The sequence below is a fragment of the Aliihoeflea sp. 2WW genome (genome assembly GCF_000497755.1).
In the GTDB taxonomy this organism is placed as follows: Bacteria; Pseudomonadota; Alphaproteobacteria; order Rhizobiales; family Rhizobiaceae; genus Aliihoeflea.
In genome coordinates, this window is sequence record NZ_AYOD01000001.1 from 436,501 (window position 1) to 458,421 (window position 21,921).

A 21,921-nucleotide genomic window follows, 5' to 3' on the forward strand; every position below is an offset into this window, starting at 1 on the left:
TTGGAATCGTCAGCGACGCATTTCCGGCGCCCCCTCGAAGGTGACTCATTCGCGCATCATGTGCTTGTCACGGGGATTCCGAACCACGCAGGTGACTGGTTAGAGGAATCGCGTCGTTCTCGACCCCGGTAGACTTATGGCATCGTCGTAATGACAGAGGCGCTGCTGGTTCAATAGGCCGAATGACCGGCGTGAATTTTTCGGTCTTCGTGTTTACGCTTCGAGACATTCGTTTGCCAGGCCGCAAGCATCCAGAGCCGCCGGTGCGGACTAGGCAGATGCAGGATGGCATGCGGTCTCGGCGGGTCCGCCATGACCGAAACCAGAAGCGCAGGAAACCTCGGTCCGATATGGAAGAAGGTCCGCGACGGAACTCAGGACACTCTTGCCCTCCGGTGACGGCGGAGTTGCTTGAATGCTGCCTCGACCGGGTAGCGCTCGCGATTGCCCGGGATCCAGCAGGCGCGGCCTACCTTCCGATCTACGAGAGGCTGGACGCCGAGCTCGCGGCCATGCGGCGGAAGGCGGCCGTCTTGCAGCAAATCCGGGCACGGCTCGGACAGCGGAGAGCCGGCCTGCCAAAGGACCAAACCATCACGTTCTAGGAAATCTAGCCCCCTAAGGCTATAGTCCCCTTCTATCCCCAACGCCCCCGCCGCTGCTGAAAAGGACGGTCCGGCTTCCTGCGTAGACGACCATGGAACTGACGCGGTGGTCATCTCCATGAACTAGTTCGGAGCGTGGCAGAGCAGTCCATATTCGGCAACACTCGCGCGGGCTCAGACGATTGATGGGTCGAAATCGTAGGCGATCGCCCTCAGCGCCTCACGGCGCTCGCATAGCGGCACTTCGAGTGCCAGTTCGTCCCATCCGCCCTCGTGCCGGTAACCCAGTATGGCCTCCCGCACCGGCCCTCCGACCTTGTTCATGAGCAGGCGCTCATGCATCGCGCCTCTGAGCCCGACGATCGACTGGCCGCGGGACAGAAGACCGTTCTCTCGCAGGCAACGGGACGCGTGGGCGCAGTAGGAACGGGTGTTCCCGCGGTAGCGCGGAAAACCGGCCGGATTCCGGGTGAACACGGCGTGCGCGACCCCGACGAGCGGAATCCGGCGCCGCCTCGGCGCGAATAGCTCGTTCCGGATGTAGATAAAGGAGCAGCCGTCGTCCAGCGACAGGTCTTCCGGCGTAACGTCGCAGATTTCCTTGGGGAAGCATCCGGTCTCGACGAGCGCGAGCGTGATCCCGCGCGCCTCGTCGTTCATCCCGGCCAAGGCGCCCGGTACGAGGAACGCTCTGACCGCGGCTGGATTTAGCATTACGCGCATTGCGATCTCCTTTCCGAAGATCAGTTGCCGCCGGCGTCGGCGAGGATGCAAGGCCATCCCTTCTCGCCTGAGCCTGCGGGGTGCCGGCGCTGCCACGACCCTTTGACGGGACAGTGACCGGCCGGCTGCTGAGGACGTCCGCGCCGAGCACGCGCCGTCAGACGATCGCCGGGTCGAAATCGAAAGCCATCCTGCTGAGGATCCGCTCGCGGAAGGCCAGCGATCCCTTCTTGCCGTATCTCGGCCTCTCGATCTTGTGACCCATCAACACCGCGCGCACCTCCAAGTCGACGCCGCTTTCGAGCAAACGGTCGTCGAAGGAGTGTCTGAACGAATAGACGGTGTGCGCGCGGCTCGGCTTTAGACCGTTTTTAGCGAAGTACTTGTTGGCGGCCGCCGAGTACGTGCTCTCCTTGTCCTTGTAGCGGGGGAAGCCGCGAGGATGCCGCCGGATCGCCTCCAAGCTGACTCCTACCAACGGGATCTCCCGGTCCGACTGTTTGGTCTTCAACTGACGCTTGTCACCCGGGGTGGTCCGCGCCCGGATATGGATGTAGGGAACGTCCCCGTCCAGGTGAATGTCCTCCGGCGCGATGTTGCAGAGTTCACCCGGGCGGCAGCCCGTTTCCACTTGAGCCAGCGTGATGGCCCGCAGTTCGTCGTTCATTCCGGCAAGAGCACCGGGTGCGAGTATCCGGTCCCTGATCCAATCGCAGGTAAACGAGTCCCGCGTGCGCAATTTGCTTTCGCTGAAACCGAAGCCAGAGAACGGGTTGCTCCTGCCGTGATCGCCACCCAGGTGCTCGAAATAGGCCGAGTAGAGCCTGCGGACGGCGCAGAGCTGCTTGTTGCCGGTCGAAGCCGACACTGGTTTCTGGCTCGGGTCTTTCGGAGCGACACGGTCCAGCATGTTCTTGTAGAATGCGCGGCCGTCCTCCCGCGTTGTCTCCGTGACCGGCTTGTCGCCGATCACCTGCATCAGGTTGGCGATGGCACGCCTCTGCGTGGTCTCCCAGCGTTTGAGCTGGCCTGGGCTTTTCTTCGCTAGCTCGCTCCAGACGATTTCTGTCTTGTATACCTCCAGTGCGTCGTCCCAGGAGGCCTCGGGACGGTCTTCGCGGCCGAGCACGGCTGCCTCGACGGCAGGCGGCGTCGCCTCTGGCAGGATTGCGAGCACCCGCCGGACGAGGTCCTCGAACGGCCCGGAAGCGATCTCGGCGCTCGTGCGGTAGGCAAATCCCAGCGCCTCGGCGCGGCGGACGGCCGCCCTGTGCTGCCTGAGCGCCGCCTCCCCTTCGCCGCCCTCCTCGACAAGGAGCGCCGACCAGTAGTCATTGTCAGCTGCTTCGAGCACGTCGCGCTTCCGTCGCGCCATGCACAGGTCGTCGGTCTTCAGGGAAATTCGCACCAGGCCGGAGCGGGACCGGAAATCCAGTCGCGCCACCGGGGACGGTATCCGCCGCCAGTAGTAATAGATGCCGCTGCGCGGCATCAGGTACCGGTCGGGGTCTGCTACCCGGCAAAGCCGCATGACACGAACTCCTCCGTTGCCAGATGTATCCCCAGAATGTATCCCAAAAAAGGACACAGGACAATGGCAGGCCCAGAACGCAACCATTGCGAAACCGGGCTTTCTGGCGCCTTCGGAGAGGAAATTTGGAGCGGGTAGCGGGAATCGAACCCGCGTATTCAGCTTGGAAGGCTGCTGCTCTACCATTGAGCTATACCCGCCTCACGTGCAGGTTCAACTTTCGATGTGGGCCGGTGGTGGAGGGGGCTGGATTCGAACCAGCGTACGCATAGCGAACGGATTTACAGTCCGTCTCCTTTAACCACTCGGACACCCCTCCGTCAGACCACATCGGAGCCGTGCAACGAGGCTTGGCTTGCAGACCCTGCCGAGACCGAAATCCAAGCCAAATCCGCGATGGGCCTTATGGCGGCAGCGCGAAATGCTGTCAACCGCGGCCGCGCCAATTGTCCAGAAATTCGCCATGACCTTGCGTCGCCCCATGTCCAAGGTCCGTCGCGCTCGCTATAGAGGGCCATGAGCGAGAAGAAGACGCCTCCCGCCGGCACGGCGCGGGACACCCATTTCGCAAAGCTGCGCCGCAAGTTTCGCGACGAGAAGGCCGGCGGTCCGGTCTTCCGGCCGCGCGCGCCGATCGAACCCGGTGCGCAGCCCGAAGACGGCTCCGTGCGGCTTTACGGCATCCATACCGTTCGCGCGGCGCTGGACAATCCGCGCCGCAAGATCACCCGTCTGATGGTGACGCGCAATGCGCTGGCGCGGCTTGAACTTTCCGAGCCGCTGGACCTGCCCTACCCGGCCGAGATCGTCGAGCCGCGGGAGATCGACAAGCTGGTCGGCTCCGACGCCGTCCACCAGGGCGCGTTGCTCGAAGCAATGCCGCTGAAGCCGAAGCGGCTCGGCGACCTCAAGGAGACGCGCCTGCTTCTGGTGCTCGACCAGGTGACGGACCCGCACAATGTCGGCGCCATCATGCGTTCGGCCGTCGCTTTCTCGGCCGGCGCCTTGATCACCACCGGGCGGCACAGCCCGCAGGAATCGGGCGTGCTGGCGAAATCGGCCTCCGGCGCGCTGGAGCATGTCGACCATATCGAGGTGCGAAACCTCGCCGATGCGCTCGGGGAACTGGCCGAACTCGGATTCCAGACAATCGGGCTTGATTCGGACGGGCCGGCGGTGCTGGAAGAGACGTTTGCCGGGGAACGCATCGCGCTGGTGCTGGGCGCCGAGGGCAAGGGGCTGCGCCAGAAGACGCGCGAGACGGTTTCCGCCCTCGCCCGGCTGGACATGCCCGGCGCGATCCGTTCGCTCAACGTGTCGAACGCAGCGGCGATCTCGCTTTATGCCGCCCACCGGCATCTGGGCCAAACGGGGTAACTTGAGTTTGGCCAGCTTTCGTGCTGGCCTTCCCCGGGAGCGCGAAAGGCGCTGAGGGAAGAAGACACGCATCATGATCAAGACCGACATCGCGCGCCGGGTCTACAACCACACCTGGAAGCTCGATCCCATCATCCGCAGCCTGCTCGACACGGACTTCTACAAGCTCCTCATGCTGCAGATGATCCGGGGCGTCTATCCGGATGTCGATGCGACTTTTACGCTGATCAACCGGACGAAGACCGTGCGTCTGGCCGACGAGATCGACGAGGGGGAGTTGCGCGCGCAGCTCGACCATGCGCGCTCGCTGCGCTTCTCCAAGAAAGAGATGATCTGGCTCGGCGGCAACACGTTCTATGGGAAGAGCCAGATTTTCCGGCACGACTTCCTGCGTTGGCTGGCCGATTTCCGGCTGCCGGAATATGAGCTGACGCGCAAGGACGGCCAGTTCGAGCTGACCTTTCACGGCCGCTGGCACGACACGACGATGTGGGAAATCCCGGCGCTGGCGATCATCAACGAGTTGCGCTCGCGCGCGGCGCTGAAATCGATGGGCCGGTTCGCGCTCGACGTGACCTATGCGCGCGCCAAGGCGCGGGTGTGGGGAAAGGTCGAGCGGCTGCGCGCCTATCCGGACCTGCGCATCTCCGATTTCGGCACGCGGCGGCGGCATTCCCATCTGTGGCAGCGCTGGTGCGTGGAAGCCTTGAAGGAAGGCATCGGCCCCTCCTTTACCGGCACGTCGAACGTGCTCCTGGCCATGGACACCGACCTCGAGGCGCTGGGCACCAACGCGCACGAACTGCCGATGGTGCTGGCGGCGATGGCGAATTCGGATGCCGAACTGAAGACCGCGCCGTATCGCGTGCTGCAGGACTGGCAGAGTTATTATGGCGGCAACCTCCTGATCGTCCTGCCCGACGCCTTCGGCACCGAATCCTTCCTGCGCGGGGCGCCGGACTGGGTCGGCCAGTGGACCGGTTTTCGGCCTGACAGCGCGCCGGCGATCGAGGGCGGCGAGCGCATCATTCGCTGGTGGGAGGAGCACGGCATCGATCCGAAGGAGCGGCTGATCATCTTTTCGGACGGGCTCGACGTCGACACGATCGAGCGGGCGTATTTGCATTTCAACGGCCGCGTGCGCATGGCGTTCGGCTGGGGCACGAACCTGACCAACGATTTCCACGACTGTGCGCCTGAGCGCAACGAGGCGCTGAAGGCGATCTCGCTGGTCTGCAAGGTGACGTCCGTCAACGGCCGGCCGGCCGTCAAGCTTTCGGACAATCCGGAAAAGGCGACCGGCGACGCTGCCGAAATCGAGCGCTATCTGCGCGTATTCGGTGGAAAGGAACGTGTAAGACAGCCGGTAACCGTATGATAAATCAACGTTGTTGATCAAAATTCGCGCAACCGGCGAAATTGCTCAAATAGCGGCTTGAAATGCGCCGGCCGCGATGCTCACATGCGGGCAAGACGACTTTTCGATTGCCCGCAGCCGCTGCTCGCCGCAGCCCGTTTCGTGAGTAGATACGATAAGCCAGGTCCTCGAAGTTCGCGATTTGCGTACTCACTTCCACACCCAGGACGGTGTGGTCCACGCCGTCAACGGCATCAGCTTCCATCTGGACGAAGGCGAACTGCTCGCGGTGGTCGGCGAGAGCGGCTCGGGCAAGAGCGTGGCGATGATGTCGCTGATGCAACTCCTGCCGATGCCGCCGGCCGAGATCGCATCCGGCAGGGTGAATTTCCAGGGCCAGGACCTCGTCAAGCTCAAGGCTTCGCAGATCCGCCAGGTGCGTGGCTCGCGGATCGGCTTCGTCTTCCAGGACCCGATGACCTCGCTCAACCCGGTGTTCACCGTCGGCTACCAGGTCATGGAGCCGTTGCGCGAGCATATGGGCCTGTCGAAGAAGCAGGCGCGGCAACGGGCGATCGAGCTTCTGGAACTGGTCGGCATTCCGGCTGCCCGCCAGCGCATCGACGATTATCCGCACCAGTTCTCCGGCGGCATGCGCCAGCGCGTGGTCATCGCCATCGCACTGGCCTGCGATCCGAAGGTGCTGATCGCGGACGAGCCGACGACCGCGCTCGACGTGACGGTGCAGGCGCAAATCCTCGAGCTGATCAAGGAGCTGCGCCAGAAACTCGGCATGGCGATCATCTGGATCACGCACGATCTCGGCGTCGCGGCCGGCATCGCGGATCGCATCGTCGTCATGTATGGCGGGCAGATCGTCGAGCATGCCCATGTGGACGATCTGTTCGACGATCCGCAGCACCCCTATACGCGCGCGCTGCTCGATTCCCTGCCGGGCCGGCACGAGGCGCACGAGAAGCTGCGGTCCATCGCCGGCCAACCGCCGCTCCTACTGAGCCAGCCGGAATTCTGTCCGTTTTCCGCGCGTTGCAAGCATGTGTTCGACAAGTGCCTGAGGCAGAACCCGCCGCTGATCGCGGTCGATGGAGACCATCGTGCGGCGTGCTGGTGGGACCCTGAAACCGGAGGCCCGCGCGATGTCGCTTGAAACTGCGATGGCACGCCCGACGCATCATGTCCCGAGCGACGAGACGCTGGTTTCGATCGACAATCTCAAGGTCCATTTTCCGATCCACAAGGGCATCCTGCGGCGCAAGGCGGGCGCGGTGCGGGCGGTCGACGGGCTGACCTTCGAGATCAAGAAGGGCGAGACGCTGGGTCTCGTGGGCGAATCCGGTTGCGGCAAGTCGACGACCGGGCGGGCGCTGCTGCGGCTCTACCGCGCGAGTGATGGCAGGATCATCTTCGACGGCACCGACATTGCCTCGCTCGAGGGCGATGCGCTGCGAAGGCAGCGGCCGCGCATGCAGATGATCTTCCAGGACCCGCAGGCTTCGCTCAACCCGCGCATGACGGTCGGCGCGATCATTGCCGAACCGCTGGTCGAACATGGCGTGATGGACGCCAAGGGACGCAAGGCGCGGGTGCGCGAACTGCTGGATGCGGTCGGCCTCAACCCCGATTACGTCAACCGGTATCCGCATGAATTTTCTGGTGGGCAGCGCCAGCGCATCGGCATCGCGCGGGCGTTGGCGCTCGATCCGGAATTCATCGTCTGCGACGAGCCGATCGCGGCGCTGGACGTTTCGATCCAGGCGCAGGTGGTGAACCTGCTCGAGGATTTGCAGGCCAAGCTCGGCCTGACCTATCTGTTCATCAGCCACGACCTTTCCATGGTCAAGCACATCGCGGACCGCGTCGCCGTCATGTATCTCGGCAAGATCGTCGAACTTGCCGATGTCGAGACCTTATTCGCGTCGCCGAAGCACCCCTACACGAAGGCGCTGCTGTCGGCCGTGCCGGTGCCCGATCCGAAGGTCGAGGCGAACCGGCGCCGCATCATCCTGACCGGCGACATCCCCGACCCGGCGAATCCGCCAGCGGGATGCCGATTCTGCACACGATGCCCGGAGGTCTTCGACCGCTGCCGGGTCGAAGAACCAGCCTGGCGCGAGGTGCAGCCGGGCCGCTTTGCTGCATGTCATCGAGTCGAAGGAGGAGAAGCGTCGAGCGCGACGTAGGAAATTCAGCATGTCGCACCGTGGCGGATGGGAGCCAAAGCGGATGCGAAAACCGAGCAAAATCAATAATATCGCAAGGGGAAATGCAATGAAGAAACTGACGACGTTCCTGACGGGAACGGCAGCGGCCATTGCCATGACGGCTGGCGCTGCCCAGGCCGAGCGCGGAAGCGACGGCCATCTCAACATCCTCTACTGGCAGGCGGTCTCGATCCTCAACCCGTTCCTTTCGGGCGGCACGAAGGATGTCGAGGGCTCCTCGCTGGTCATCGAGCCGCTGGCGAAGTTCAACGAGGCGGGCGAAATGGTCCCTGCCCTCGTCGACGAAATTCCGACGGTCGAAAATGGCGGCGTGTCGGAAGATTTGAAGTCGGTCACCTGGGTGCTTTCGGAAGGGCTGATGTGGTCCGACGGGACACCGGTGACGGCGGAAGACGTCAAGTTCACCGCCGAATATTGCATGGCCGAGGACGGCGGCTGCCAGCAGGTCGCGAACTTCACCGACGTCGAGAGCGTCGAGGCGGTCGACGAGCGCACGGTCAAGGTCAATTTCTCGATCGCCAAGCCCTACCCGTACGGCCCGTTCGTCGGTGCGCAGTCGCCGATCATCCAGAAGGCGCAGTTCGAAAACTGCGTCGGCGCGCGCGCGCCCGAATGCACGGATGCCAATTTCGGCCCGATCGGCACCGGTCCGTTCGTCGTGACGCGCTTTGCGGCCAATGACGTCATCGAGCTCGAAGCCAACCCGAACTATCGCGATGCGGCCAAGCCCGCCTTTGCGACCGTGACGCTCAAGGGCGGCGGCGACGCGGCCTCGGCAGCGCGCGCGGTGCTTGAGACCGGCGAGTTCGACTATGCCTGGAATCTGCAGGTCGAGCCGGAAATCCTGGCGCAGATGGAAGCCGCGGGCCGCGGCGAGCTCATCTCTTCCTTCGGCACGTCGGTCGAGCGTATCAACCTCAACATGACCGATCCAAGCCCGGACAAGGGCGCCGACCGTTCGACCGTCGAGGCGGGGCCGCATCCATTCCTGTCCGATCCGGCCGTGCGCCGCGCATTGTCCATCGCCCTCGACCGCGAGTTGATCGTCGAGGCCGGCTACGGCGAGACCGGCCGTCCGACCTGCAACATCCTGCCCGCGCCAGAAGCCTATGCCTCGAAGAACGTCGACTGGTGCCTGACGCAGGACATCGAGGAGGCCAACCGCCTGCTCGACGAAGCCGGCTGGATGCCGGGCGGCGACGGCATTCGCGAAAAGGACGGCGTTCGCCTGTCGATCCTCTACTCGACCTCGACCAATTCCGTGCGTCAGGCGACACAGGCGCTGGTCAAGGACATGTGGCAGCAGATCGGCGTCGAGTCCGAACTGCGCAACGTCGACGCGGCCGTGTTCTTCGGCGGCGATCCGGCAAGCCCCGACACGTTCCAGAAGTTCTATGCGGACGTCCTGATGTACACCAACAATTTCGACGGGACCGACCCGGAGAAATACATGGCCGAATGGCTCTGCGACGATGCTCCGAAGCCGCAGAACGGTTGGCTCGGCGCCAACATTCCCCGCTTCTGCTCGGAGGAATATGACGCGCTGGTCAAGAAGATGGGCGAGACCGCCCCGCTCGAGGAGCGCCAGGCCCTCGCCATCCAGATGAACGACATCCTCACCAATGAGGGTGCGCATCTGCCGCTCGTCCACCGTGGCGACGTTTCCGCGAAGTCGACGACGCTGAACGGCGTCCTGATGAATTCGTGGGACTCGGAACTCTGGAACGCGGCCGACTGGACCCGCGCTGAGTAAACCGAACGAACTGGGCATTCGCATGTGACCATGCGGATGCCCGTTCGCGGGCATGGGGCAAAGCCGCGCGGCTGACCGCGACGGCCGGAGTTCGGTCATATGTTTCACTACACGCTGAGGCGCCTGATGTTCGCGGTGCCGACATTGTTCGTCATCAGCTTCATCATTTTCGCGCTGCTCGACCTGGCGCCCAACGATCCGACCGGCAATCTGCCGCTGACGATCCCGCCGGAAGTGCGCGAGCAGATCCGCATGTCGCTCGGCCTCGGCGAGCCGTTCCACATCCGCTACCTGAAGTGGCTGCAACAGTTCTTCATCGCCGAACCGCTGAACCTGATCGAGCGGATGTTCGGCATCGAGATCGGCAACTCGGAAGATCGCCTGCGCATACGTTCCTGGGCGACGCGCAGCCCCGTCGTCGACCTGATCATTCAGCGTATGCCGCAGACGCTCTGGGTCGTCGGCATGTCCTATGTCGTCGGCATCCTGATCGCGCTGCCGGTCGGCATCATCTCGGCCTACCGCCAGTATTCCTGGTTCGACCAGATCGGCACCTTCGTCTCGATGGTGGGCTTCTCGGTTCCGACCTTCTTCACCGGCGTGGTGCTGATCGTCGTCTTCTCGGTCTATCTCGGCTGGTTTCCCTCGATCTACGACACGACGCATCGCGTGACGGATTGGAACAGCTTCTGGATACAGGTGCGCCAGATGGTGCTGCCGGTGATGGTGCTTGCGCTCTACAACGCGGCGCAGCTCAGCCGCTTCGTGCGCGCGTCAATGCTCGACAATCTGAACCAGGACTATGTGCGCACGGCGCGCGCCAAGGGTATGAAGGAAAAGGTCGTCCTTCTCGTCCACGTCCTGCGCAACAGCCTGATCCCGGTCGTCACCGTCATCGCGCTCGGCATTCCGACGATCTTTTCGGGCGCGATCATCACCGAGCAGATCTTCCGGGTGAACGGGCTCGGCCAGCTCCTGATCATCGCGATCCAGGGCGCGGACATCCCGCTCGTCCAGACGCTGACCTTCATCTTTGCGGTGCTGATCATCCTGTGCAATCTGATCGCCGACATCCTTTACGGCATTCTGGACCCGAGGATTCGCTATGACTGATCAGGTCTCGATGGCGCCCGAGAGGATCATTCCACCGGCACCGGGCTCGCCCGTCGCCGCCGAACCGCGCAAGCAGCGCACGCTAACGGCCGATGTCTGGCGCCAGTTCCGCCAGCACAAGGGCGGCGTGATCGGCGCGATCGTGTTTCTGACGATCGTCTTTCTCGTGGTGTTCGGACCGTATATCCACGGCGTCGACCCGTCGGCGCTGAACGTGCGCGAGCGCAATGCGGGCATATCGCTGTCGCATCCGATGGGGACCGACAATCTGGGCCGCGACACCTTCGCGCAGATTTTGGCCGGGGGGCGCACGTCGCTTTCGGTCGGGGTGACGGCGATGATGCTGTCGCTGCTGCTCGGCACGACGATCGGCGTACTGGCAGGCTATTTCAAGAAGCTCGAAGGGCCGCTGATGCGGCTGACCGACCTCTTCCTCGCGCTTCCGCTGCTCCCGCTGCTGCTCGTCATCATCATGCTCTTTCGCGACACGCTGCGGCGCTCGTTCGGGCCCGAAACCGGCATCTTCATGCTGATCGTCTTCGTCATCGGCATCACGAGCTGGATGCAGACGGCGCGCATCGTGCGCGGCGCGGTGCTGTCGGTTAAAGAGCAGGAATTTGTGCTGGCGGCCAAGAGCATCGGCACGCGCGAGCGAAGGATCATCACGCGGCATATCCTTCCAAACGTGCTCTCGCCGATCATGGTGTCGGCGACGCTGGGCATCGCGACCGCGATCATCACGGAATCCGCTCTGAGCTTCCTCGGCCTCGGATTTCCGTCGGATTATCCGACCTGGGGGCGGTTGCTCTTCGATGGCGTCAACTTCATGCAGATCAACCCGTCGCGCGTCATCTGGCCGGGACTGGCGATTTCGCTGACGGTGCTTTCGGTGAACTATATCGGCGACGGTATTCGTGACGCGCTCGATCCGCGCATCCGCGGGAGATGATCAAATCCGGCGTGGAAGGTAATGCCACGTCACCACCGCGCAGACGGCCATGAGGATGGCGAGCGAGGCGAAGACGCCGCCGAGCCCGAAGAAGATGAGCACGATGGAATAGACCAGCGGCGGCATCAGCTCGGACAGGTCGAGATAGGTGCGGTAGACGGCGGTCATCTGGGCGCGTTCGTGGGTACGTACGGCGCGCATGAAGACGACGGAGCCGAGCGCATCGAGCGCGACGCCGAAGAAGGCGGTGACGAGGAGAAACGCTCCGGCGACCCAAGGCGAGGCTTCGCCAGCGACCGCTGCGACGGTGAGCCCCGCCGCCATGCCGGCGAACGCCACGGCCATGGTGCGCCGTGCGCCGAAGCGGCCGCCGAGCCGGCCCCAGAAGAGCGCCGTGAAAAGCAGCGCGTTGCCGGCCGAGACGATCAGCCCGCCGGCAAGGCTGCCCTGCCCTGTGACGACCATCAGGAGCGGCGCGTAGACGAAAAAGCTCGTCCAGAAGCAGGAACGGCCGAAGGCGATGAACCAGGCGAGCCGAAGGCGCGGCTGGGCGACGAAGCGGCCGATATTGGCGAGCGGGTTGGCCGGCTTGGTCTTGCCGGGGCGGATCGCGACGTTGTCGGACAGGCGGAAATACCAGAAGAAGCAGAGAAGCACGGCGGCGAACAGCGCGACCACGCCGTGTGCTGCCCACAGGCCAAACTGCGCATAAAGCGTGACGCCGAGCGTCGGCCCGCACATCCAGGCGATGGTGGACCAGGCCATGCGCAGCGATTCCGACTGGATGAACTGCGTCTTGCGGATGTGGTCCATGATGTAGAGGTTGAGCGTGATTGACAGCGCCGACGCGCCGATGACACGCGCGAGCATGCCGCCGAGCTGGCCCGCCAGCGTGCCCGTGACGAGGCAGAGGGAGCCGAGGCCGAGGAGCAGGACGCCGGCCGTGTAGACCCGGCGGCGCGCAAAGCGCTGGATCGCCAGCGGCATCAGGATCGTCGCCGACAGGCCGAGGAGCGCGACCAGCGTATAGGTCAGCGAGACGGCCTGCTTGCTGCGCAGGAGCTCATAGGCCTGGATCGGAATGACGCTGGCAACAGAGGCGCGGGCGAAGGATTCCAGCGTGAACAGGATCGCGAAGGTGCGTGCGCCGGGCGCGCGCGCTGCCGGAAGCCAGATCGGATGACGGACCTGCGCGACCATTCGCTGCCTCCCTGATGGAAGACGAGCTATGCGGCGGCGCAGACCGTCCGGTTATGAGGAAATCGTCATGGCGTGACGCAATTTCGTCTGGACCAAAGACCGGGTTCGAGCCGGCTCAGGCGGTGTCCCATTTCGGCGAGAAATCGAAGTCGCAGATGCGGGCGTTTTTCACGCCGAGCGCGGAGATGGCAGTCATCTCGGTATCGGTCAGTGCGAAGTCGAAGATGTCGATATTTTCGGCAAGGCGCTCCTTGCGCGTCGTGCGCGGGATGGCGACGACGCCGTCCTGCTGGACGTGCCAGCGCAGGACGATTTGGCCCGGCGTCTTGGCATGCGCCTTTGCCGCGACCGCGACGGCGGGCTCGGCGAACAGGTCGCCACCGCGCGCCAGGGGGCAGTAGGAGGTCATCGCCATGCCCGCCTTGCGGCAGGCGGCATGGACCTTCGACTGGTCGAGATAGGGATGATGCTCGACCTGGTTGGCGACGAGCGGTGCATCGGAAAGTGAAAGCGCCTCGGCGAGGAGATCGGTCGGGAAATTGGAGACGCCGATATGGCGTGCAAGCCCGTCGGCGCGGGCGCGGTTCAGCGCCTCGATCGTCTCGGCGAGCGGGACCTTCGGGTTGGGCCAGTGGATGAGCAGGAGGTCGACCTGGTCGAGCTTCAGCCTCTCTAGGCTCTCTTCAGCCGAGCGGCGGAAATCGGCGGGCGCCAGATCGGTCCACCAGACCTTGGTGGTGACGAAGACATCGTCGCGCGCGAGGCCCGAGCGACGCAGTCCCTCGCCCACATCCGCCTCGTTGCCGTAGCTGCCTGCGGTGTCTAGATGGCGGTAGCCGATGTCGAGCGCGTGGGCGACGAGATCGGCGCAGTCCTCGCCTTTCAAGGTCCAGGTGCCGAGACCGAGTGCCGGGATGCGCGCGCCGTTCGCTTCGATTTTGTGCACTTCTTCGTCCATCCTTATGCTTGGCCGTGCCCGTCGATTTCATGCTACCGACTTGTAACACCGAGATTCTTCAATGACCGAACTAGTGCACAGCCCACCCAAAAACAAATCCCGCATCGAACTGATCGACGCCGCGCGTGGGGGCGCACTGATCGCGATGGCGATCTATCATTTCGCGTGGGACCTGGAATTCTTCGGCTATGCGACGCCGGGCATGACGGCGGTCGGCGGGTGGCGGCTCTTCGCGCGGTCGATCGCCTCGTCGTTTCTGTTCCTCGTCGGGTTCAGCCTGTTGCTCGCGCATGTGCGCGGGGTGCGCTGGCGGCCGTTCTGGTGGCGGATGGTGCAGGTGGGCGGGGCAGCGGCGGCGATCACGGTCGTCACCTATTTCGCGACGCCCGACGCCTTCATCTTCTTCGGCATCCTGCACCATATCGCGCTGGCGAGCCTCGTCGGGCTCTTGTTCCTGCGCCTTCCTGCGGTGGCGCTGGTGCTGATTGCGGTCGGAGTGATTGCACTGCCGGCGTTATGGCGCAGCGATGTCTTCAACGGAATGGCGCTCGCCTGGACGGGGCTTGCGGCGGTCAATCCGCGCTCGAACGATTTCGTACCGCTGTTTCCGTGGTTCGGCGCCGTGCTGCTCGGCATGGCCGCAGCGAAGGTCGCGCGCGCTTCAGGCTGGACGGAGCGGGCGGCGGGCAAGCCCCTGCCCGGCTGGACGCGGCCCTTGCAGTTTGCAGGACAGCACAGCCTTGCCGTCTATCTTCTGCACCAGCCGGTGCTCATCGGCTTGATCTTCCTCGCCTCGCTGGTGGTGCCGCCGCAGGCCGAGGAGCCGCGCGTCGGCTTCCAGCGGGCCTGCGAGGCGCAGTGCGTTGACACGCGCGACGGGGCGTTCTGCGAAGCCTATTGCGGCTGCGTCATCGCTGAAATCGATGGCGACGCGCGCGCGGGCGAGATTTACACTGGCGCACCGAGCGAGGACGCGACGGCATGGCTGACCGAAATCGCCACGCAGTGCTCGATCGCGACGGATATGGACATGCCGGGAGAAGCCGAATGACGACGATCGATCAACCGCCAATGCGCTTTCCCTGGCCGCCGGTCATCATCATATCGGCTGCGGCGATCGCGATCATCCTCGGCACGAGCGTGCCGCTGCCCTGGCTGCGCGGGCCGTTCGCGGAATTTCTCGCCGGAGTCGGTGCGTTGATCGTCGTCGGCGGCGCGACGCTGGCGGTCCTGGCGGTGACGCGGTTTCGAAAGGTCGGAACGCCGGTCAGGCCGACGCATGCGGCGCAGCGGCTGGTGACGGACGGGCCGTTCGCGATCAGCCGCAATCCGATCTATCTGGGCGGCGTGACCATCCTGATCGGGCTGGCGCTGGTCACACACAATGCGTGGTTCATCCTCGCCGGATTCGCGGCAGGCATCGCCATCAGCCTCATCGCGATCCGCCCTGAGGAGCGCCATCTCGATCGGCGCTTCGGCAAGGCCTATCGCGATTATGCGAAGCGGGTACGGCGCTGGTTCTGATCAGGTATTGACGCCGAGCTCGGCGAGGCGTTCGACGCAGGCTTCCTCGGCGCCGTCGAGTTCCGACAGCGTTTCCTCGAGGTCCCGGCGCTTCTGGCGCAAATCCTCGCGCTTTTCCTCGATGCGCTTGATCATCAGCTTCAACTGACCAACCTCTCCGGGCGGCTCGCGATACATCTGGATGATTTCGCGGATCTCGTTGATGGAAAAACCGAGGCGCTTGCCGCGCATGATCTGCTTGATGAGATGGCGGTCGGCGGGGCGGAAGAGCCGTGTGCGGCCGCGCCGCACCGGAAGCACCAGCCCCTCATCCTCGTAGAACCGCAAGGTGCGGGTCGATACGCCGAACTCCCGCGTGAGCTCGGTGATCGTATAGAATTCCCGCATTCGCCCATCCGATCAAGCACTTGAAACCTGTGCGAGATTGCCACGGCATTTACGTAAAAGTCAATTGCGCCGGCTCACCGACATGGGGCGCATCCGGCAGCATCGGCCTGGGCGAGACGGCTAGAGTAGCCCGAACCACCACGTTGCAAGCCCGAGGAAGGCGAAGAAGCCAACGACGTCGGTGATGGTGGTGACGAACACGGCCGAAGCGACGGCGGGATCGGCGCCGACCTTGTCGAGAAGCAGCGGCACGAGAATGCCGGCGACGGCGGCGGTGAAAAGGTTGATCAGCATTGCGGTTGCGATGACGAGGCCGATGTCGTTCGAAAACCAGAATGCGGCGATGCCGCCGACGAGCACGGCGAACAAAAGGCCGTTGATGAGGCCGACGCCCATTTCGCGGCGGATAATGCGGCCGGCATTGTAAATGTCGAGGTCGCGCGTCGCGAGCGCGCGCACGGTGACGGTCATGGTCTGCGAGGCGGCATTGCCGCCCATGCCGGCGACGATCGGCATCAGAATGGCGAGCGCGACAATCTCCTGGATGGTGGCGTCGAAGAGGCCGATGACCGAGGCGGCAAGAAAGGCCATGACCAAATTGATCAGGAGCCAAGGCACGCGCGAGCGCGAGGTGGTGCGCACGGAATCCGACAGTTCCTCGTCGCCGACGCCGCCCATGCGCAGCAGATCTTCCTCGGCCTCTTCCTGGATGACGTCGACGACGTCGTCGATGGTCAGCACGCCGACGAGGCGTTCGTTCTCGTCGACGACGGCAGCGGAGAGAAGATCGTACTGCTCGAATTCCTGCGCTGCCTCTTCCTGGTCCATTGTCGCCGGGATCGCGTGACGCGTCTCGTGCATCACGTCCTCGATCCGGACCGTGCGCTGGGAGCGCAGGATGCGGTCGAGGTCGACGGCGCCCATCAGCCGGAAGGTGGGGTCGACGACGAAGATTTGCGGAAACGAATCCGGAAGATTCTTGTCCTCGCGCAGATAGTCGATCGTCTGGCCGACCGTCCAGAACGGCGGCACGGCGACGAACTCAGTCTGCATGCGCCGACCGGCAGTCTCTTCCGGATAGTCGAGCGAGCGGCGCAGCCTGATCCGCTCGGTGAACGGAAGCTGCTCGAGAATCTCGTCCTGATCCTCGCGGTCGAGGTCTTCCAGAATGTAGACCGCGTCGTCCGAATCGAGTTCCTGGACGGCCTGCGCGATCTGCGCGTTGGGCAGATGCTCGACGATGTCGAGACGGATCGCCTCGTCGACCTCGGTCAGGGCGGCAAAGTCGAACTCGTCGCCCATGAGCACGACGAGGCTGCGGCGCGCCTCGGCCGGCAGCGCTTCGAGAAGATCGCCGATTTCGGACTGGTGGAGGACGGAGACTTCGCTTTTCAGCGTATCCGCGTCCTGGCCTTCGATCGCGTCGGTGATGCGCGCAATGAAGTCCTGCCGGATCGCGCCATCTTCATTGTAGATTTCGGCCCGCACCTCTTCGCCGCCGCCGGTTTCGTTGTCGTTGGCAGTCATCGGCGCCTCCATGGGTGTTCGAATGGAGTTTGAGGATGTCGGGCGAAGCGGATGGGCAGGCCGGTTCTCGGACCGAATGGTTGGGTAGGACGAAGGCGGCAAAGCCGCAAGCCCTCGCCGACAAAAACGCCGGCGAGCGGGTGAAGGTTGCAGCGTCTTGGCTTTGGTCTCGTCAGACGGTGAGGTAGCGACGCACGTCGGGGTCGTCCAGATCGTGCGCTTCGCCGGAATGGACGATCCGGCCGCGATCCATGATGTGGATGTCGTCGGCAAGCTCGCGGCAGAAATCGAGATACTGCTCGACGAGGAGGACGGCGATGCCGGCGGAATCGCGCAGGTAGCGGATGGCGCGGCCGATATCCTTGATGATCGAGGGCTGGATGCCTTCTGTGGGCTCGTCGAGGACGAGGAGCTTCGGCCGCAGGACCAGCGCGCGGCCGATGGCGAGCTGCTGCTGCTGGCCGCCCGAAAGGTCGCCGCCGCGGCGGCCGAGCATGTCCTTCAGGGCCGGAAAGAGCCCGAAGACATGGTCGGGGATGTTGCGATCCGCGCGCTTCAGCGGCGCATAGCCGGTCTCGAGGTTTTCGCGCACGGTGAGGAGCGGAAATATCTCGCGGCCCTGCGGGACGAATGCGATGCCCGACCGGGCGCGCTCTGACGGCGCGCTCCGGTCGAGCACCTTCCCCTCGAAAGAGATCTGGCCGGTGGAGAGACGGTGGTGGCCGACGATGGCGCGCATCAGGCTGGTCTTACCGACGCCATTGCGGCCGAGGACGCAGGTGATGCGGGCGGGCTGGGCGGTGAGCGAGACGCCGCGCAGCGCGTGGGCGGCGCCGTAGTGGAGGGTGGCGTTGGTGATGGTCAGCATGGAGTGTAGTCCTGAGAATTTGAGCCAATACCCCTCATCCGACCGGGCTCCGCCCGGCCACCTTCTCCCACAAGGGGAGAAGGCAACGCGCTCTTCCTTCTCCCCTTGTGGGAGAAGGTGGCTGAACGAAGTGAAGTCGGATGAGGGGTAAGCGCTGACCTAGATTTTGCATCCACCATCCCCTCACCTCCCCAGATACACTTCGACGACGCGCGGGTCGGCGCTGACGTGGTCGAGGGAGCCCTCCGACAGCACGGAGCCTTCGTGCAGGCAGGTGACCTTGACGCCGAGTTCGCGGACGAAGTGCATATCGTGCTCGACGACGATGACGGAATGGGTCTTCGAGATGTCGCGCAGGAGACGCGCGGTTTCCTCGGTCTCGGCGTCGGTCATGCCGGCGACGGGTTCGTCTACGAGAAGGAGCTTCGGGTCCTGCGCCAGCAGCATGCCGATTTCCAGCCACTGCTTCTGGCCGTGGGAGAGGTTCGCCGCGAGGTCGTTGCGGCGGGCGGAGAGTCGTACCGTTTCGAGGATGTCGTCGAGCTTGCGCTTCGCTTCCGCCGTCTCGCGCCAGAACAGGGTCGGGAAGATCGAGCGCGGGCCTTTAAGCGCCAGGAGCAGATTGTCCTCGACCGAATGGCTTTCGAAGACGGTCGGCTTCTGGAACTTGCGGCCGATGCCCATATTGGCGATGTCGGCTTCGTCATGGCGGGTCAGGTCGATCTCGCCGTCGAAGAAGACCTCGCCGCTGTCGGGTCGGGTCTTGCCAGTGATGATGTCCATCATCGTGGTCTTGCCGGCGCCATTGGGGCCGATAATGGCGCGCATCTCGCCCTTGTCGAGGACGAGCGACAGATTGTTGATCGCCCGGAAGCCGTCAAAGGAGACGGAGACGCCGTCGAGATAGAGAATCGTGTTGGACTTCGACATGATTTTCACTCGGCCGGTTGCGGGCTGGCATCGGGCGTTGGTGGACGGCGGACTTGTGGCTTATCGGGACGCACGACCGGGAGATCTGGAGGTGTTTCCGACGCGCGGGCGGCTTTCAGCTCGCGGCGATCGTCGAAATAGCCGCCGATCGTGCCGACGATGCCTTTGGGAAGGAACAGCGTCACGGCGACGAAGAGGCCCCCGAGCGCGAACAGCCAGAGGTCCGGATAGGCGGCGGTGAACCACGTCTTTGCGTAGTTGACGATGATCGCGCCGATGATCGGGCCGACCAGCGTGCCGCGCCCGCCGACGGCGGCCCAGACGACGATCTCGATCGAATTCGCCGGAGCGAATTCGCCCGGATTGATGATGCCGACCTGCGGCACGTAGAGCGCGCCGGCGATGCCGGCGATGATAGCGGAGACGACGAAGGCGAAGAGCTTCACATATTCCGGGCGGTAGCCGATGAAGCGCGTGCGGCTTTCGGCGTCGCGCACCGCGACCATGATCTTGCCGAGCTTGGAACGGGTGATCGCGCTACAGATGACGAAGGAGAGCGCAAGTGCAATGGCCGTCGCGGCGAACAGCGCGGCGCGGGTGCCCGGCGCCTGGATCGAATAGCCGACGATCTCGCGAAAATCGGTCAGGCCGTTATTGCCGCCGAAGCCCATGTCGTTGCGGAAGAAGGCGAGCATCAGCGCGTAGGTCATGGCTTGCGTGATGATCGACAGGTAGACGCCGGTGACGCGGCTGCGGAAGGCGAACCAGCCAAAGACGAAGGCCAGCAGGCCGGGCACGACCATGACCATCAACATGGCGAACCAGAAGTTTTCAAAGCCCCACCAGTACCAAGGCAGTTCGGACCAGTTCAGGAACACCATGAAATCCGGCAGTTCGGCATTGCCGTAGACGCCGCGCGCGCCGATCTGGCGCATCAGATACATGCCCATCGCATAGCCGCCGAGCGCGAAGAACGCGCCGTGGCCGAGCGAGAGGATGCCGACATAGCCCCAGACCAGATCGAGCGCGAGCGCCAGCATGGCATAGGTCAGGTACTTGCCCATGAGCGCGACCATGTAGTTCGGGACACGTAGCGGATGGCCGACGGAAAGCAGGAGGTTCGACGCCGGGACGAGGACGGCGGCCAGCAGGAGCAGGCCGACGACCCAGTAGAGCTTCGCGCCGAGTGCGCGGTAGAAGAATTGCGTGATCATGCTTCCACCGCCCTTCCCTTTTGCGCGAAGAGGCCGCGCGGGCGCTTCTGGATGAACAGGATGATAAAGACGAGGAGCAGGATCTTCGCCAGCACCGCGCCGGCATAGGGCTCGAGGAACTTGTTGAGGACGCCGAGCGTCAGCGCGCCGACGAGCGTGCCCCAGAGATTTCCGACGCCGCCGAAGACAACGACCATGAAACTGTCGATGATGTAGCCCTGCCCCAGATTGGGCGAGACGTTGTCGATCTGCGACAGCGCCACGCCGGCCAGGCCGGCAATGCCGGAGCCGAGGCCGAAGGTCATCGCGTCGACCCATGGGGTGCGGATGCCCATGGACGAGGCCATGCGGCGGTTTTGCGTCACCGCGCGCATCTGAAGGCCGAGCGCGGTGCGCTTTAGGACCAGCAGCAGTGCGGCGAACACGATGAGGGCGAAGATGACGATGAAGAACCGGTTCCAGGTGATGGCGATGCCGTAGAAGTCGAAGGAGCCGGACATCCAGCCCGGATTGCCGACTTCGCGGTTGGATGCACCGAAGATGGTGCGGACCGATTGCTGGATGATCAGCGACAGGCCCCAGGTCGCCAGCAGCGTTTCCAGCGGGCGGCCGTAGAGAAAGCGGATGATGCCGCGCTCGATGGCGACGCCGATCAGGCCCGTGACGAGGAAGGCGGCCGGAAGGGCGAAGGCGAGCGACCAGTCGAAGAGGTCCGGGAAGGATGCACGGATGAAATTCTGGACGAGAAAGGTCGTGTAAGCACCGAGCATGACCATCTCGCCATGCGCCATGTTGATGACGCCCATGACGCCGAAGGTGATGGCAAGGCCGATCGCGGCGAGAAGCAGCACGGCGCCGAGCGATATGCCGTACCAGACGTTTTGGCCGACATCGAGAAGTGCGAGGCGGCTCTGGATGTCCGCGATGCCGCGTTCGATGGTGGGCGTCACGTCGGCATCGGCGCTGGAAAGCGCCGCCTGCAGGATGCCGAGCGCCTGTCGGTCGCCGCGCGCTGCGATCGTGTCGACGGCTTCGGCGAAGGCGGCGGGTTCGGCATCGGAGCGCAGGATGGCGACGGCGCGGGCTTCGGCCATGACTTGCAGGACGGCAGGGTTTTGCTCTTGGGCAATCGCTTCGTCGAGAAGTTCGACATTGTCGGGATCGCCGGCCTGGAACATGGCGCGTGCGGCCGTCATGCGGGTGTTGGCGTTGGGGCTCATCAGCGTGAGCTGGCCGATGGCGGTGCGCACGGCGCGGCGCAGCGAATTGTTGACACGGATGCGCTCGACGGCGGACTTGGCGATTTCGCCGAGGGGGGCGCCGGTGATCGCGTCGGTCGCTTCGAGCGGATCGCCGCGACCGGAAAGCGTGACGATCTGGCCGGTGGGTTCGACGACGTTGAGGTCGCCGGCGGCGAGTGCTTCGAGGAGTGGGACGGCGCGGGAGTCGCCGATTGCGGCGATGGCGGCGACGGTTTGGGCGCGGTCGGAGAAGCTGCCGTCGGGGAACTGGCGGGCGAGGTCTTCGAGGGATTGGGCGGATGCGGGGAGTGCGGTGAGGGTGAGGAGGATGGCCAGGAACCAACGCAGAAACTGAACGCTCAGTGCTTTGGCGCGCCCCCCTCTGGCCTGCCGGCCATCTCCCCCGCAAGGGGGGAGATCA

General features: G+C 64.2%; 19 protein-coding genes and 2 tRNA genes. 9 read left to right on the forward strand and 12 right to left on the reverse strand.

Translation table 11 applies throughout. From position 1 onward, the window contains the following. Positions 1-779 precede the first annotated feature (779 nt). The 4 genes from ALII_RS20915 to ALII_RS0102165 all read right to left on the reverse strand — a co-directional run bounded on the left by ALII_RS20915 (position 780) and on the right by ALII_RS0102165 (position 3,178). Positions 780-1,328: a hypothetical protein gene (locus tag ALII_RS20915; RefSeq protein ID WP_024585694.1), complete on the reverse strand. Its 549-nt coding sequence runs from the start codon at positions 1,326-1,328 to the stop codon at positions 780-782. Between the two features lie 157 nt (positions 1,329-1,485). Beyond that, positions 1,486-2,859, reverse strand: coding sequence for a tyrosine-type recombinase/integrase (locus ALII_RS0102155; protein ID WP_029660106.1), 1,374 nt, complete (start codon positions 2,857-2,859; stop codon positions 1,486-1,488). A gap of 126 nt (positions 2,860-2,985) precedes the next feature. Next, a tRNA-Gly gene (locus ALII_RS0102160) sits at positions 2,986-3,059 on the reverse strand. Positions 3,060-3,093: 34 nt separating this feature from the next. Then, a tRNA-Tyr gene (locus ALII_RS0102165) sits at positions 3,094-3,178 on the reverse strand. Between the two features lie 197 nt (positions 3,179-3,375). Between ALII_RS0102165 and ALII_RS0102170 the strand changes: the two genes are divergently transcribed. The 7 genes from ALII_RS0102170 to ALII_RS0102200 all read left to right on the forward strand — a co-directional run bounded on the left by ALII_RS0102170 (position 3,376) and on the right by ALII_RS0102200 (position 11,651). Next, positions 3,376-4,236, forward strand: a complete 861-nt coding sequence (locus tag ALII_RS0102170; RefSeq protein WP_024585696.1) for an RNA methyltransferase — start codon at positions 3,376-3,378, stop codon at positions 4,234-4,236. Between the two features lie 73 nt (positions 4,237-4,309). Continuing rightward, positions 4,310-5,614 (forward strand): nicotinate phosphoribosyltransferase, encoded by a 1,305-nt coding sequence (gene pncB / locus ALII_RS0102175; RefSeq protein ID WP_024585697.1) that lies wholly within the window; start codon positions 4,310-4,312, stop codon positions 5,612-5,614. A 181-nt stretch (positions 5,615-5,795) separates the two neighbouring features. After that, positions 5,796-6,761: an ABC transporter ATP-binding protein gene (locus tag ALII_RS0102180; RefSeq protein WP_024585698.1), complete on the forward strand. Its 966-nt coding sequence runs from the start codon at positions 5,796-5,798 to the stop codon at positions 6,759-6,761. Continuing rightward, positions 6,751-7,794 (forward strand): oligopeptide/dipeptide ABC transporter ATP-binding protein, encoded by a 1,044-nt coding sequence (locus ALII_RS0102185; protein ID WP_051375740.1) that lies wholly within the window; start codon positions 6,751-6,753, stop codon positions 7,792-7,794. Before ALII_RS0102180 ends, ALII_RS0102185 begins: the two co-directional genes overlap by 11 nt. 88 nt (positions 7,795-7,882) lie before the next feature. Further along, positions 7,883-9,589: a peptide ABC transporter substrate-binding protein gene (locus tag ALII_RS0102190; protein ID WP_024585700.1), complete on the forward strand. Its 1,707-nt coding sequence runs from the start codon at positions 7,883-7,885 to the stop codon at positions 9,587-9,589. A gap of 99 nt (positions 9,590-9,688) precedes the next feature. After that, positions 9,689-10,702, forward strand: coding sequence for an ABC transporter permease (locus ALII_RS0102195; protein WP_024585701.1), 1,014 nt, complete (start codon positions 9,689-9,691; stop codon positions 10,700-10,702). Beyond that, positions 10,695-11,651 (forward strand): ABC transporter permease, encoded by a 957-nt coding sequence (locus ALII_RS0102200; protein ID WP_024585702.1) that lies wholly within the window; start codon positions 10,695-10,697, stop codon positions 11,649-11,651. Before ALII_RS0102195 ends, ALII_RS0102200 begins: the two co-directional genes overlap by 8 nt. Here the strand turns inward: ALII_RS0102200 and ALII_RS0102205 are convergent, their stop codons facing one another. Together ALII_RS0102205 and ALII_RS0102210 are read right to left on the reverse strand one after the other, a co-directional pair. After that, positions 11,652-12,851 (reverse strand): MFS transporter, encoded by a 1,200-nt coding sequence (locus ALII_RS0102205; RefSeq protein WP_024585703.1) that lies wholly within the window; start codon positions 12,849-12,851, stop codon positions 11,652-11,654. A gap of 115 nt (positions 12,852-12,966) precedes the next feature. Beyond that, a complete protein-coding gene (locus ALII_RS0102210; protein ID WP_024585704.1) occupies positions 12,967-13,797 on the reverse strand; it encodes an aldo/keto reductase in 831 nt (276 codons plus the stop codon). Between the two features lie 73 nt (positions 13,798-13,870). Between ALII_RS0102210 and ALII_RS0102215 the strand changes: the two genes are divergently transcribed. Then, positions 13,871-14,860 carry a heparan-alpha-glucosaminide N-acetyltransferase gene (locus tag ALII_RS0102215; protein WP_029660113.1) on the forward strand — a complete coding sequence of 330 codons (990 nt, stop codon included), beginning with the start codon at positions 13,871-13,873 and terminating at the stop codon, positions 14,858-14,860. Further along, a complete protein-coding gene (locus tag ALII_RS0102220) occupies positions 14,857-15,333 on the forward strand; it encodes an isoprenylcysteine carboxylmethyltransferase family protein (RefSeq protein ID WP_024585706.1) in 477 nt (158 codons plus the stop codon). The genes ALII_RS0102215 and ALII_RS0102220 overlap by 4 nt, the downstream gene beginning before the upstream one ends. Here ALII_RS0102220 and ALII_RS0102225 read toward each other — a convergent pair whose 3' ends face one another. The 6 genes from ALII_RS0102225 to urtB form a co-directional block, all read right to left on the reverse strand. Then, positions 15,334-15,720, reverse strand: a complete 387-nt coding sequence (locus tag ALII_RS0102225) for a MerR family DNA-binding transcriptional regulator (protein WP_024585707.1) — start codon at positions 15,718-15,720, stop codon at positions 15,334-15,336. A gap of 120 nt (positions 15,721-15,840) precedes the next feature. Beyond that, positions 15,841-17,247: a magnesium transporter gene (gene mgtE / locus ALII_RS0102230; RefSeq protein ID WP_029660115.1), complete on the reverse strand. Its 1,407-nt coding sequence runs from the start codon at positions 17,245-17,247 to the stop codon at positions 15,841-15,843. 172 nt (positions 17,248-17,419) lie between these two features. Beyond that, a complete protein-coding gene (urtE, locus tag ALII_RS0102235; protein ID WP_024585709.1) occupies positions 17,420-18,115 on the reverse strand; it encodes an urea ABC transporter ATP-binding subunit UrtE in 696 nt (231 codons plus the stop codon). Between the two features lie 183 nt (positions 18,116-18,298). Next, the gene (gene urtD, locus ALII_RS0102240; RefSeq protein ID WP_024585710.1) at positions 18,299-19,045 is read right to left on the reverse strand and encodes an urea ABC transporter ATP-binding protein UrtD; all 747 of its coding nucleotides are present in this window, start codon (positions 19,043-19,045) and stop codon (positions 18,299-18,301) included. Positions 19,046-19,050: 5 nt separating this feature from the next. Beyond that, positions 19,051-20,259, reverse strand: coding sequence for an urea ABC transporter permease subunit UrtC (gene urtC / locus ALII_RS0102245; protein WP_024585711.1), 1,209 nt, complete (start codon positions 20,257-20,259; stop codon positions 19,051-19,053). Continuing rightward, positions 20,256-21,863: an urea ABC transporter permease subunit UrtB gene (gene urtB, locus ALII_RS0102250; RefSeq protein ID WP_024585712.1), complete on the reverse strand. Its 1,608-nt coding sequence runs from the start codon at positions 21,861-21,863 to the stop codon at positions 20,256-20,258. Before urtB ends, urtC begins: the two co-directional genes overlap by 4 nt. Between the last annotated feature and the right edge of the window lie 58 nt (positions 21,864-21,921).